The sequence below is a fragment of the Caulobacter soli genome, assembly GCF_011045195.1.
GTDB lineage: Bacteria > Pseudomonadota > Alphaproteobacteria > Caulobacterales > Caulobacteraceae > Caulobacter > Caulobacter soli.
Genome location: NZ_CP049199.1, coordinates 3,773,278 through 3,786,534 on the forward strand (window position 1 = coordinate 3,773,278; position 13,257 = coordinate 3,786,534).

At 69.3% G+C, this 13,257-nt stretch carries 13 protein-coding genes; 8 read left to right on the forward strand and 5 right to left on the reverse strand.

Features of this window, described 5'->3' with window-relative positions; genetic code table 11:
• The first annotated feature begins 53 nt into the window (after positions 1-53).
• From G3M62_RS17690 to G3M62_RS17705, 4 genes are read left to right on the forward strand one after another with little or no spacing between them, the layout of a single operon-like run.
• Positions 54-1,166: a flagellar basal body P-ring protein FlgI gene (locus tag G3M62_RS17690; protein WP_165189365.1), complete on the forward strand. Its 1,113-nt coding sequence runs from the start codon at positions 54-56 to the stop codon at positions 1,164-1,166.
• Positions 1,166-1,483, forward strand: coding sequence for a rod-binding protein (locus G3M62_RS17695; RefSeq protein WP_165189368.1), 318 nt, complete (start codon positions 1,166-1,168; stop codon positions 1,481-1,483). The genes G3M62_RS17690 and G3M62_RS17695 overlap by 1 nt, the downstream gene beginning before the upstream one ends.
• Positions 1,484-1,487: 4 nt before the next feature.
• The gene (locus tag G3M62_RS17700) at positions 1,488-1,934 is read left to right on the forward strand and encodes a flagellar basal body protein (protein ID WP_165189371.1); all 447 of its coding nucleotides are present in this window, start codon (positions 1,488-1,490) and stop codon (positions 1,932-1,934) included.
• A gap of 1 nt (position 1,935) precedes the next feature.
• Positions 1,936-2,160 (forward strand): hypothetical protein, encoded by a 225-nt coding sequence (locus tag G3M62_RS17705; RefSeq protein WP_165189374.1) that lies wholly within the window; start codon positions 1,936-1,938, stop codon positions 2,158-2,160.
• A gap of 29 nt (positions 2,161-2,189) precedes the next feature.
• Here the strand turns inward: G3M62_RS17705 and G3M62_RS17710 are convergent, their stop codons facing one another.
• Together G3M62_RS17710 and G3M62_RS17715 are read right to left on the reverse strand one after the other, a co-directional pair.
• On the reverse strand, positions 2,190-3,056 hold the full coding sequence (locus tag G3M62_RS17710; RefSeq protein ID WP_165189377.1) for an SDR family NAD(P)-dependent oxidoreductase: 867 nt from the start codon (positions 3,054-3,056) through the stop codon (positions 2,190-2,192).
• 106 nt (positions 3,057-3,162) lie between these two features.
• Entirely contained in the window at positions 3,163-4,743 is a 1,581-nt protein-coding gene (locus G3M62_RS17715) for an ABC-F family ATP-binding cassette domain-containing protein (protein WP_165189380.1), read from the reverse strand.
• Between the two features lie 207 nt (positions 4,744-4,950).
• On the opposite strand from G3M62_RS17715, the gene G3M62_RS17720 reads away from it, so the two are divergent.
• Positions 4,951-5,517, forward strand: coding sequence for a DUF1203 domain-containing protein (locus G3M62_RS17720; RefSeq protein ID WP_343037648.1), 567 nt, complete (start codon positions 4,951-4,953; stop codon positions 5,515-5,517).
• Positions 5,514-7,319, forward strand: coding sequence for an ATP-binding protein (locus tag G3M62_RS17725; RefSeq protein WP_165189383.1), 1,806 nt, complete (start codon positions 5,514-5,516; stop codon positions 7,317-7,319). The genes G3M62_RS17720 and G3M62_RS17725 overlap by 4 nt, the downstream gene beginning before the upstream one ends.
• Before the next feature lie 84 nt (positions 7,320-7,403).
• Here G3M62_RS17725 and G3M62_RS17730 read toward each other — a convergent pair whose 3' ends face one another.
• Positions 7,404-7,598: a hypothetical protein gene (locus tag G3M62_RS17730; protein WP_165189386.1), complete on the reverse strand. Its 195-nt coding sequence runs from the start codon at positions 7,596-7,598 to the stop codon at positions 7,404-7,406.
• Positions 7,599-7,764: 166 nt separating this feature from the next.
• On the opposite strand from G3M62_RS17730, the gene G3M62_RS17735 reads away from it, so the two are divergent.
• Entirely contained in the window at positions 7,765-8,490 is a 726-nt protein-coding gene (locus G3M62_RS17735; protein WP_165189388.1) for a DUF1223 domain-containing protein, read from the forward strand.
• Between the two features lie 165 nt (positions 8,491-8,655).
• Positions 8,656-11,565 carry an excinuclease ABC subunit UvrA gene (gene uvrA / locus G3M62_RS17740; protein ID WP_165189391.1) on the forward strand — a complete coding sequence of 970 codons (2,910 nt, stop codon included), beginning with the start codon at positions 8,656-8,658 and terminating at the stop codon, positions 11,563-11,565.
• Here uvrA and G3M62_RS17745 read toward each other — a convergent pair.
• Both G3M62_RS17745 and G3M62_RS17750 read right to left on the reverse strand, forming a co-directional pair.
• Entirely contained in the window at positions 11,562-12,425 is an 864-nt protein-coding gene (locus tag G3M62_RS17745) for a hypothetical protein (RefSeq protein ID WP_165189394.1), read from the reverse strand. The genes uvrA and G3M62_RS17745 overlap by 4 nt on opposite strands.
• 7 nt (positions 12,426-12,432) lie before the next feature.
• Complete coding sequence (locus G3M62_RS17750) at positions 12,433-13,224, reverse strand: hypothetical protein (protein ID WP_165189397.1); 792 nt, start codon at positions 13,222-13,224, stop codon at positions 12,433-12,435.
• Positions 13,225-13,257 lie beyond the last annotated feature (33 nt).

Sequence of the window (13,257 nt, forward strand, 5' to 3'; positions counted from 1 at the left end):
GCCCGGTTCTGGCATGGGACGGCGTGGGGATGCCACCCCGCCGTAGGAAAGCCATGTCTCGTTCATTCTTTGCTTCCGTTCTGGGCCTCGCTCTCGCCGCCGTGACGCTCATCGCGTCCCCGGCCGACGCTAAGTCGCGCATCAAGGACATTGTCGCCTTCGAAGGCGTTCGCGACAACCAGCTGGTCGGCTACGGCATCGTGGTGGGCCTGAACGGTTCGGGCGACAGCCTGCGTAACGCCCCGATGACCAAGCAGAGCCTGGAAGCCATGCTCGAGCGCCAGGGCGTCAACGTCCGCGACGGCAACCTCAACACCAAGAACACCGCCGCCGTCATGGTCACGGCCAACCTGCCGCCGTTCTCGGCGGCCGGCGCGCGCATGGACGTCACGGTCTCGACCCTGGGCGACGCCAAGAGCCTGCTGGGCGGCACCCTGCTGGTCACCTCGCTGCAAGGCGCCGACGGCCAGACCTACGCGGTGGCGCAGGGCTCGGTGCAGACCGGTTCGGTCTCGGCCGGCGGCGCCTCGGGCAGCTCGGTCACCAAGGGCGTGCCGACCGCCGGCCGGATCGCCGCCGGCGGCATCATCGAAAAGGAAACCGGCTTCCAGATGGTGAGCATGGACGTGCTGCGCATGACCCTGCGCAACCCGGACTTCACCACCTCGCGCCGCATCGCCGACGCCATCAACCAACGCTTCCCCAACTGCGCCCAGGCCCAGAACCCGACGATCGTCGCCGTCCGCCCTCCTCCCGGCATGGACATGATCAGCTTCGTCACCAACATCGAGAACCTGGAAGTCGAGCCCGACGCTCCGGCCAAGGTGATCATCGACGAAGTGGCCGGCGTGATCGTCATGGGCGACGACGTCCGCATCAGCCAGGTGGCGATCGCCCAGGGCAACCTGACCATCTCGGTCCAGGAAAGCCCGGCCGTCAGCCAGCCGGCCCCGTTCAGCCAGGGCCAGACCAAGGTCGTCCCGCAGTCGACCGTCAGCGTCGACGAGGAGAAGGGCCGCAAGCTGCTGACCCTGGGCGGCGGCGCTTCGCTCAAGAGCCTGGTCGGCGGCCTCAACGCCCTGGGCGTCACGCCGCGCGACATGATCTCGATCCTGCAGGCCATCAAGGCCTCGGGCGCCCTGCAAGCCGACATCGAGGTGATGTGATGAGCGCGCTTTCCTCCGCCGCCGTTTCGCCCATTGACACGGTCGGTCAGACCGCCGCCTCGACCGCCGAACTTCTGCGCCGCGGCAAGATCAAGGAAACGGCCCAGAAGTTCGAGGCCTCGTTCCTGTCGGTGATGATGCAGTCGATGACCGCCGGCATGACGACGCCGGAAATCGGCGGCGGCGGGGCCGGCGAGGACATGTTCAAGTCCCTTCTGTCCGAGGAGATGGCCAAGCAGGTCTCCAAGGCCGGCGGCATCGGCGTGGCCGCCGCCGTGCAGAAGGAAATGCTGAAGATGCAAGGTCTGAAGGAGTAGCCCCATGGCCCTCAACGCCACCGACTGCGACGATCGCGTCGAACAGTTGATCATCCTGACCGAGCGCCTGACCGATCTCATCGCCCGGCAATCGGCCGCCTTCGAGGCCCGCCGCCCGCATGAGGCGGCGCAGTACGTCGACGAGGTGGCCAAGCTGGCCAACCTCTATCGCCACGAGTCGACCCGCGTGCGCGGCAATGTCGCCCTGGTGTCGGGGGCCAGCCTGCAGCGCCGCCAGCGCCTGGTGCGCGCCACCGAGGCCTTCGACTCCGTGCTCGCCCGCCAGGGCCGCGCCGTCACCGCCGCCAAGACCGTCACCGAAGGCCTGGTCCGCGCCATCGCCCAGGAAGTCGCCGAACAACGCCCCAACGCCTCCGGCTATGGCCCGGGCTCTCAAGGCGCGGCGTATCGCCAGAACGGGACGGCGATCACGCTGAACCAGCGGGCGTAGCGTGTCGGTCAAGGGCGCCGGCTTCTTCGGCAATCAGGAAATCGCCGAAGCGCTGATCACCAAGGGACTAGCCGCAAAATTTACGACGGCCGTTCAGGCAGGTGATCGCAATCAGGTCATCGGGCTGCTGGCGAAAGTCACGCGAGACAAAGGCGGCCAAACCGCCGAGGTCCTCGCCGACCTCTACCTTACGGGCAAGACGCCGCTGCCGCCGCTGAAACCCTGAGCCCATCAGGCGGCGGCCACCACTGTCACCTACAGCCCCGCGAACGCCACCAGCTTCTCGCTCTCGTTCCAGAGGCGATCGTTGTTGGCGTCGTCGTCGGCGAACGGGTTGGCCGGCATCGGCTTCTTCTGGTGGTAGTAGCCGCCCGTCGTCTGGCCGGGTTCGTCGCCCGTCGCCAGCCAGACCAGCGCCTCGGCGCCCTGCTGCGGCGACATCATCTTCAGCGTGCGCATGTGAGCCTGGGTCGATTCCCCGGCGTGATTGATGAAGTTGGAGTCGATGGTGCCCGGATGCACCGCGTGAGCCACCACCCCGTCGGCGGCCAGGCGCTTGGCCAGACCGCGGGCGAACATCACGTTGGCCAGCTTGCCCTGGCAGTAGGCGTGGCCCGGGTTGAACCCTTCCAGCAGTTGCAGGTCGTCCCACTTCAGACCCGGGATCATCTCGCCGCCGTCGGACGAGGTGTTGATGATCCGGACGCTGCCGTGCGGCGCCTCGGCGGCGGCGCGACGGAGCAGCGGCAGCAGGCGATTGGTCAGCAGGAACGGACCCAGGTGATTGCCGGCGAAGTTCTCGTCCAGTCCCTCGGAGGTGATCACCTGGGCCTTGGTCATGCCGCCGGCGTTGTTGATCAGCACGTGGACCCGATCGGTCAGGGCGGCGATCTCGCCGGCGGCCCGCACCGCGTCGGCCATGCGCGACAGGTCGGCCTGGACGATGTCGACGCGACCGCCCTGGTTGGCCGCGCGGATCTCGGCCTCGGCCGCCGCCGTGCGCCCCGGATCGCGGCCCAGCGCGATCACGTGCCAGCCTTGCGCCGCCAGCGCCTTGGCCGCTTCCTTGCCGATGCCCGAGCTGGCTCCGGTGACGACTGCGACCCGACCGGCGTTCGCCATGATCTGTTCCTCCCTGGATTTTGGCGCACTTTCGGCCCAAAGCGCGGCGGGGGAAATCCGCGCCCGACGAGGATCGTCCCGGCGATTTTCGCGCCGTGGGACGCGCCTAAAGCACTACCCGCCGCTCCACGCCCACCGCCTCCAGGAAGTCCTCGTCGTGGCTGGCGATCAGCAGGGCGCCGTCATAACCGGCCAAGGCGCTCTCCACCGCCTCGACCGACTCCAGGTCCAGGTGGTTGGTCGGCTCGTCCAGGATCAGCAGCTGCGGCGGCTGGGCCGACATCAGCACGCAGGCCAGGGCCGCCCGCAGGCGCTCGCCGCCGCTGAGCGTGGCCACCGTCTGGTGGGCGGCGACGTTGCGGAACAGGAACCTCGCCAAGGCGGCGTGCGCCATATTGGCGTCGGCGGCCGGGTTCAGGCGACGGAAGTTCTCCAGAATAGTCTGGGTCTCGTCCAGCACCGCCGCGCGCTGGTCCAGCAGGGCGGCGACGACACCGCGCGTCACCGTCCCCGCCGTCGGGTCCAGCCCGCCCGTCGCCAGCCGGATCAGGGTCGACTTACCCGCCCCATTGCCGCCGATCACCGCCACCCGCTCGGGGCCGGTCAGGCGGAAGCTCAGGTCCGACAACACCGGCGGTCCGCCCGGATAGGCGAAACCCACCGCGTCGAGGTCCAGCACGATCCGCCCGGCGGGCAAACCGCAGGACGGCAAGTCGAAGGCCAGGCGGCGCAGCCGCTCGACCCGGGCGTCGGCGGCCTCGCGGGCCTGGGCCGCCTCCTGGGCGGCGCGGTCGGCCAACCTGCCCTCGCGCGCGCCGCTGTTCTCGGCCCGCTCGGCCTGGGCGCCCAGCAGGATCTTCGGCTCGCTGCCCTTGGCGGCGAACTTGCGGCCGGCGGCGTCGCGGCGCGCCTTGCGCTCGCGAGCGACCTGGGCCTCGCGAGCCGCCTGGCGCACCTGGCGCTCAGCCGCCTCCAGGTCGTGCTCGGCGGCCGCCACGGCCTGGGCCTTGCGCTCGGCATAGAGGTCGTAGCCGCCGCCGTAGCTGGTCGCGCCCAGGCTGGTCAGTTCGACGATGCGGTCCATGCCGCGCAGCAGCGCCCGGTCGTGGCTGACCACCACCGCCCCGCCCTTCCAACGCCGCAGCACGTCGCCCAGCAGGGCGCGGGCCGCCGCGTCGAGATTGTTGGTCGGCTCGTCCAGCAAGATCACGTCGGGCGCGGCGACCAGCAGGCCGGCCAGGGCCGCGCGTGTCATCTGGCCGCCGCTGAGGCTGGCCGCCGGCCAGGAGGCGTCCCAGCGCGACAGGCCCACCTCGGCCAGGGCGGCCGCAACGCGGCCCGGCAAGGTCCAGTCGGCTTCGGCGAAATCCTCTTCGGTCCCCTCCTCGGCCTCGATGCGGCACAGGCGATCCCAGGCCGGACCGACGTTCAGCAGGTCGGCCAGGCGCGCGCCCGGCGGCGGGGCGTGCAGCTGCGGCAGCACCCCGACCACGCCGGCGCGGTTGACCGTTCCGGAGACTGGAACGCGGGTCCCGGCGATCAGCGACAGCAGCGTGGACTTGCCCACGCCGTTGCGGCCGACGAGGCCGATGCGCTCGGCCCCGATCGTCAGGTTCAGATTGTCGAAGAGAACGCGGCCGTCAGGGGTGGCGGCGCTGACGGAATCCAAGGTGATGAAGGCGGACATGGCAAACCACGGTCAGATCTGTGGGAAGGGCGAAACGGTCGTCCAGCACAGCGTCCATGGTGGCCTCCATCGGTTGGGAAGACCGGCATTTAGGCCGGATATCGACGATCGGCAAGCCTGGGCGGAGCGATGGCGGCCACCGCAAGGATCGGGTGTCGGCCTCGCGTCGACGGCGCCAGAACCGGTGGGCCAGAACAGGAGCCCGCCATGTCCTTCACCGTTTCCAGCCTGCCGATCGAGCCGTTCGCGCCGCTGTTCGCTCTCGACGACGAGGCCTTGGCCCAGCGCGGCATGCTGCGCGTCACCGCCGACGCGCCGTTCGCCTTTCCCTGTCGCGTCACCCTGGATGACGCGACGCCGGGCGAGACCCTGATCCTGCTGAACCACGAGCATCAGGCCGCCGACACCCCGTTCCGCTCGCGCTACGCCATCTATGTCCGCGAAGCCGCCCAGGGCCCGACCTCGACCACCGACGTCCTGCCCCCGGCCCTACGTCGCCGCCTGCTGTCCCTGCGCGGTTTTGACGCGGCCGGCATGCTGCGTGACGCCGACGTGGTCGAGGGCGCGGCGGCCGCGCCGGTGATCGCGCGGATGCTGGAAACCCCGCCGTGGCCTATCTGCACGCCCATTACGCCAAGCCGGGCTGCTACGCCGCGCGTATCGACCGCGCCGCCTAGGGTTTTCCGCGAACTGAGAGGGTCTCAATCGCAACTTAACCCTGATGCTCTAGTTTGCGCCCAAGCCGGGGGGCTGAGAAGGCGCGGGGGCTCATGAAGCGGATGATCAGCAGGCGGGAACCCATACCGTCACGGGAGGTCGTTGGATCGTACCTGCCGATCCTGCGGGGCTATCTGGTGGCCGCCGCCGCCTACTACTGCCTGATCAGCCTGTCCCACCCCTTCTACGAGAAGGGCGTGGCCCTGGTCGTGCTGGAAAGCCTGGCCCTGGTCGCCGCCGCCTTCGGCTTCTGGCTGTGGCGCCGACTGAAGGTCAAGCCGCCGGAGATGCCGGGGCTGGAAGCCGCCGCCCTGGCGATGAACACCCTCTTCATGGCCAATGTCGTCACCTATCAGGTCCTGCATTTCGAGCCGGCCAAGCTGGTCTATTTCGTGCTGATGGCCCTGGTCTTCGCCACCTCGGCCCCCACCCGGCGCGTGGCCCTGGTCAGCGTCGGCGCGGCGATCGTCGGCCTGGTGCTGATGGCCCGCAACGCCCCCGACGACCTGGTCGGCCAGTACGGCTTCATCGGCACGGCCGGCGCCTTCGCCGCCTTCGGCATGTCGACCCTGATGCGCGGGGCGGTGATGCGCGAGCTGCGGGCCCGCCTGGCGTCGGACGCCCTCAACCGCAAGCTCGAGGCCGAGCTCGAACAGAACCGCCGCCTGCGCACCGAGGCCCAGGAGCTGGCCGTGGTCGCCCAGACCGCCAGCCGCGTGAAGACCGAGTTCCTCGAGACCATGAGCCATGAAATCCGCACCCCGCTGAACGGTGTGCTGGGCATGGCCCAGGCCATGGAACGCGACCCACTGTCGGCCAAGCAGCGCGCGCGCCTGGCCGTGATCCACGAGTCCGGCGCCACCCTGCTGGACGTGATCAACGCCGTGCTCGACATCTCGCGGATCGAGGCGGGCAAGATGGAGATCGTGCGGGCGCCGTTCGACCTGGACGCCCTGGCCGACACCCTGCGCCAGCTCTATGGCGGCCTGGCCCACGACAAGGGCCTGGACTTTACTCTGGAGATCGCCCCTGGGGCTGGGGGCTGGCGCGACGGCGACGGGACGCGGCTGCGCCAGGTGCTCAGCAACCTGATCTCCAACGCCATCAAGTTCACCGACGCGGGCGGCGTGGCCGTGCGCATCGGCGGCGACGCCGCCAACCTGGTCTGCGCCGTGACCGACACCGGTGTCGGCATTCCCGAGTCCCGCCGCGCCCAGGTCTTCGAGAAGTTCGTCCAGGTCGACGGGTCGAGCACGCGCCGCACCGGCGGCAGCGGGCTGGGCCTGGCCATCTGTCGCGAACTGGTGACGCTGATGGACGGCCAGATCGGTTTCGAAAGCCCGACCACGGGCGGCGCCTGCTTCACCTTCGAGGCCCCCTGCCCGGTCCTGGCCCCCGCAGCCCGGCCGGCGCCGGCCGAAGCGATCGACGCCACGCCCGCGACCGCCGCCGGCGAACTGAAGATGCTGGTGGTCGACGACAACGCCACCAACCGCACCGTCCTGCAGGCCATGCTGGGACACCTGGGCGTCGCCTGCGGCGTGGCCCGCGACGGTCACGAGGCCGTGGCGATGTGGGAAGCCGGCCCTTGGGACGCCATCCTGATGGACATCCACATGCCCGGCATGGACGGCCTGGAGGCCGGCCGCTTGATCCGCACCCGCGAGGCCGCCGAGGGTCGCGTCCGCACGCCGATCCTGGCGGTGACCGCCAGCGTCCTGACGCACGAAACCGACCGCTACCTGGCCGCCGGCATGGACGGCTTCGTGGCCAAGCCGATCGCCGCCCAGCGTCTGGTGGCGGCTCTCGACGCGGCCCTGAGCGGCGCGCCCGAGGGCGCGGCGGCGGCGCTGGGCTAAGTGGAAATTGCTTTTCCCTCCCCGCGAGAGGGAGGGAGGGCGTCTAGTGTGACGTCTTAGGGTCGCCGTGCGCGCCCTCGGCGATCAGAAGCTCAGCACGCCCAGGTCGACGATCATCTTGAACGCCCACATGGTGCAGGCGACGCACACGACCAGGGTGATGATGTCGTCGATCTCGGAGCGCTGGCGAGCCACCTTGACGGCCTTGCCGCCCTTGCCCTTGGCCGGAGCCTCGGGGGCCGGAGCCGCCTTCTCTTCCTTCGCCGCCGCCTTGGCCACGCTCGCCATCCTGGTGCCGGCGCGCCCGAGTGCGGCCTTGCCTCCTTAGACACCCGGGGTGCTGAAGGTTGCGCTTCCAAAGGCGGTTTATTGTTCGTGAACGTTGTAACCTTGGCCCGTCCCGCCGCGAACTGGTCCGTGACGATCACTCAAGGACGCGATCCCGATGACACGGACGACGATGCGGAAGATGGCCTGGGCCAGCCTGTCGGCGGGCATGGCCCTGGCCGTCGCGGTCGGCGCGTTCGCGCTGTCCGCTCCCGGCGGCACCGCCCAGCGCCCGGTGGTGCTGGAGCTGTTCCAGAGTCAGGGCTGTTCGTCCTGCCCACCGGCCAACGCCAATCTCAACGCCATCGCCGACAGGCCCGACGTGCTGGCCTTGAGCTTCGGCGTCACCTACTGGGACCAGCTGGGCTGGAAGGACACCTTCGCTAAGCCCGCCTACACCGATCGCCAGAAGGCCTATGCCCGCGGCCTGGGCGCCCAGCTGGGCACGCCGCAGATGGTGGTCGAGGGCCGCGAGGACCTGATCGGCACGAACGCCCGCGACGTCGAGCTGGCCCTGCGCCGCGCCCGGCCGGCCATGGACGCCACGATCGCCCTGTCGCGCGGCCGGGTCGAGATCGGCGCGGGCCAGGCCCCCAAGGCCGGCGCCGACGTCTGGCTGGTGCGCTACGACCCGCGCGTCCAGCAGGTGGCCATCCAGCGCGGCGAGAACAACGGCAAGACCCTGCCCCACCGCGACGTGGTCCGCGAACTGACCCGCTTGGGCGGCTGGACCGGCTCGCCGAAGGCCTTCTCGACCATGGCGCCGAGCGATCCGGCCCTGCGCACGGCGGTGCTGGTCCAGGCCAAGGACGGCGGCCCGATCCTGGCGGCGGCGCGGCTTTGACGCGTCGTCGGGCGGCTGCTGACACCTGATGTCAGCAGTCTGCGGCCACCTGCCGCCATCGCGACATTTGTTCGCACCTTGTTCTTGTGTTAATCGCCGGTCTGCGCCCTACATATAGCCGTCTCGCCGTGGCTCCCCTCCACGGCCTCACGCGTTCCGGAAAACATGGCTGAACAACTGAACTTCATCCGCGTGCGCGGCGCGCGGGAGCACAATCTCAAGGACGTCAGCGTCGACATCCCCCGGGGCGAGCTCGTCGTGCTGACCGGTCTGTCGGGCTCGGGCAAGAGCTCGCTGGCGTTCGACACCATCTACGCCGAGGGCCAGCGCCGCTACGTCGAGAGCCTGTCGGCCTATGCCCGTCAGTTTCTGGAACTGATGAGCAAGCCGGACGTGGACCTGATCGAGGGGCTGTCGCCGGCCATCTCGATCGAGCAGAAGACCACCTCGCGCAACCCGCGCTCGACGGTGGGCACGGTCACCGAGATCCATGACTACATGCGCCTGCTGTGGGCGCGCGTCGGCGTGCCCTATTCGCCGGCCACCGGCCTGCCGATCGAGAGCCAGACCATCAGCCAGATGGTCGACAAGATCACCGCCCTGCCGGAAGGCACGCGTCTCTACCTGCTGGCCCCAGTCGTGCGCGACCGCAAGGGTGAGTACCGCAAGGAGATCGCCGAGTGGCAGAAGGCCGGCTTCCAGCGGCTGAAGATCGACGGCGAATTCTATCCGATCGAGGACGCCCCGGTTCTCGACAAGAAGTTCAAGCACGACATCGACGTGGTCGTGGATCGCATCGTCACCAAGGCCGGCATGGAGCAGCGCCTGGCCGACTCGATGGAGCAGGCCCTGCGCCTGGCCGACGGTCTCGCGGTCGCCGAGTGGGCCAATATCGAAGAGGGCGAGAAGGAACCGCGCCGGCTGCTGTTCTCCGAACGCTTCGCCTGCCCGGTCAGCGGCTTCACGATCGCCGAGATCGAGCCGCGGCTGTTCTCGTTCAACAATCCGGCGGGCGCCTGCCCGGCTTGCGACGGCCTGGGCGCCAAGCTGGCCTTTGACGCCGATCTGGTGATCCCCGACAAGGACCGCAGCCTGCACAAGGGCGCCGTCGCGCCTTGGGCCAAGGGTCCCTCGCCGCTCTACACTCAGACCCTGCAGGCCCTGGCCCGTCACTATGGCTTCTCGATGGACGAGCCCTGGCACAAGCTGCCGGAGAGCGCGCGCCTCGTGGTTCTGCAAGGCTCCAAGGGCGAGAAGATCAAGTTCGTCTACGACGACAACGCCCGCAAGTACGAGGTGGCCAAGCCCTTCGAAGGCGTGCTGCCGAACCTGGAGCGCCGCTGGCGCGAGACCGACAGCTCGTGGGTCCGCGAGGAACTGGGCCGCTATCAGTCCGACACGCCTTGCGAGGTCTGCCACGGCAAGCGCCTGAAGCCCGAAGCCCTGGCCGTGAAGATCCACGGCATGGACATCGCCGCCGTCTCGAACCTGGCCATCCGTCCGGCTCGCGACTGGTTCACGGCGCTGGAAGGCCATCTCTCCGACAAGCAGATGGAGATCGCCCGGCGGATCCTGAAGGAGATCAACGACCGCCTGCGGTTCCTGGTCGACGTCGGTCTGGACTACCTCAACCTGTCGCGCGGCTCGGGCACCTTGTCGGGCGGCGAGAGCCAGCGCATCCGCCTGGCCAGCCAGATCGGTTCAGGCCTGACCGGCGTGCTCTACGTGCTGGACGAGCCATCGATCGGCCTGCACCAGCGCGACAACACCCGCCTGCTGCAGTCGCTGCAGGGCCTGCGCGACCTCGGCAACTCCGTGCTCGTCGTCGAGCATGACGAGGAGGCGATCCTCACCGCCGACTATGTGATCGACATGGGTCCGGCGGCGGGCGTGCACGGCGGCGAGATCGTCGCCGAGGGCAAGCCGGCCGACATCATGGCCAACCCCAACAGCGTCACGGGCCAATACCTGACCGGCGTGCGCGAGATCGCCGTTCCGGAAGACCGCCGGCCGATCAACAAGAAGAAGATGCTCCGCGTCGTCGGCGCCAAGGGCAACAATCTGAAGGACGTCACCGGCGAGATCCCGGTCGGCACCTTCACCTGCATCACCGGCGTGTCGGGCGGCGGCAAGTCGACCTTCACGATCGAGACCCTCTACAAGGCGGCCGCCCGTCGCCTGAACAACGCCAGCGAGGCCCCGGCCGCGCACGAGCGGATCGAGGGCCTGGAGAACTTCGACAAGGTCATCGACATCGACCAGTCGCCGATCGGCCGCACCCCGCGCTCGAACCCGGCGACCTATACCGGCGCCTTCGGTCCGATCCGGGACTGGTTCGCCCAACTGCCGGAGAGCAAGGCGCGCGGCTACGGCCCCGGCCGCTTCAGCTTCAACGTCAAGGGCGGCCGCTGCGAGGCCTGCCAGGGCGATGGCCTGATCAAGATCGAGATGCACTTCCTGCCCGACGTCTACGTCACCTGCGACGTCTGCAAGGGCCAGCGCTACAACCGCGAAACCCTGGACATCCTGTTCAAGGGCAAGACCATCGCCGACGTACTGGACATGACGGTCGAGGAAGCGGCCGACTTCTTCAAGGCCGTGCCGCCGATCCGCGACAAGATGGAGACGCTCAAGCGCGTGGGCCTCAGCTACATCAAGGTGGGTCAGCAGGCGACCACCCTGTCGGGCGGCGAGGCGCAGCGGGTGAAGCTGTCCAAGGAGCTGTCCAAGCGCGCCACCGGCCGCACGCTCTACATCCTCGACGAGCCGACCACCGGCCTGCACTTCGAGGACACCAAGAAGCTGCTGGAGGTGCTGCACGAGCTGGTCGACCAGGGCAACACCGTGGTCGTCATCGAGCATAACCTCGACGTCGTGAAGACCGCCGACTGGCTGCTGGACTTCGGTCCGGAAGGCGGCGACGGCGGCGGCGAAATCGTCGCCGTGGGCTCGCCCCAGGACGTGGCCAAGGTCGAGGCCAGCTGGACCGGCCGCTACCTGAAGGACGTCCTGGCCCGCCACGAAGAGCGCCGGCTGGAGCGGGTCGCGGCCCTGAAGAAGAGCAAGCGGGCCTAGTCGAACACGGCGGCCTGGTCGACGACCAGGTCGCCGGTCAGCCGACGCCAAGCATAGCCGAGAGGCGCGACCGACACCGCGAAGGTCAAGGCCTGGACCCCCGCGTTGAAAGCCAGGAGCAACAGAGCCCCAGGCCCGAGGGACGCGTTCAGCGCTTCCGAGATCGACGGATAGCGTTGGGCGGGGCGGGGCGCGTGGATGCTCAGCGCGCCAGCCAGCAGGTCTCGGCCTTGGCGCGCGGCCTCCTCAATCAGTCCCGCTAGGACCAGGGTCGTGACGAGGATCAGCGCCAGCCGCATATGCAGCCCGCGCGTCAGCCCGGCCGACTTGGCCAGACGCACCCGGTGATCGGCGACCGTCAGGGCCGGAGCCAGCGCCAGGCGCGCGCCCACGATGGCCAGCGGGATCGTGACCAACCGGAAGATCAGGTCCATCCGCCTGGCGATTGGAGCGGCGTCGTCCAGGAAGACGCCGCCAGCCGAGACCACCATCGCCGAGCTGATCAGCACCAGCAGCATGAACGGGACCGTCAGGGCCAGCAGACGCAGCTCGTCGCCGCCGAACCTGGGCCAGGCCGCGCGCGGATCTTCGGGACGCATCTCGGTCCGCAACACCATCGCGAGCGTCACGACCAGGATGAGCTGACCCAGAAGCATTCCGACGGCGGCGAGCTTCAGGCCGATCGCCGCGAAGTCCATTTGCCCGTCCGAGCCTTGCACGACCCAGATTCGCAGGCCCGTGCTGATGACGCCGCCGACGATCAGCACCGCCACCCAGGAAAGCGCCGCCGCCGGTCGACGGGCGACCAGTCGAAAGCCGGACAGAACGGCGTCGCGCCAGGGCAAGGTCTGGGATGTCATGACGCCCCTAGTCGAACACCGCGGCCTGGTCGGCGGGTTCCTCGCCTTGCAGATCGCGGTAGATGACCGCCGGCGGCGCGGCCTGGATCACGATGAACAGCAGGCTGACCAGGCCGCGCAGCGCGCCCACGGCCAGGCCTCCAGGCGTCAGCGACACGGCCAGGGCGCCGCTGGCCGAAGCGCGCGCGACACCAAGGTTCGTCAAGCGGAGCTCGGCGATCCCCACGATCACGCCGCCGATCGTGGTCACCACCAGGGCCAGCAACGCCGCAAGAACCAGGGTCGCCAGGATCGGCCAGAAGCGCCCGCGGGTAAGCTTCCACGAGGCCAGGAAGCGCGGCCTTCCGTGGGCCACGCTCATCGGTCCGGCCAGGCACAACCGAACCTGCAGCACGCCCGCGCCGACCACCGCGATCGCCAACGCCAAGATGACGGGAGGCCCCGGCGAGATCGCATGGCCGGCCAGCGCCGTGAACAAGCTCTGCAGGCCAAGAAAGATCAGGCTGAACGCCAGCAGGATGGGCACGATCTGCAGGAACAGCACGAACAGCCAGGCCTCGTCCCGTCCCAGTCGCAGCCGCGCCTTTTCAGGGGCGAGCAGGATGACGGCTCGGATCACCGCCGCGCCGATGACGGCCGCCAGCGCCAGGCCCAGGACCAACGAGACAACATTCGCCCAGATCGCCGTTTCGCCGGCGGTCGTCGACACCCGCGCCCACGATTTCAGCGGCTGCTGGATGGCGCCGGCCGTGGCGGCCAGCACGGCCCAGCCCATCGCCGCGCTGGGGCGACGGACCAAGAGCGCCAGTCCCGACACGGCTCCGCGCGCGAT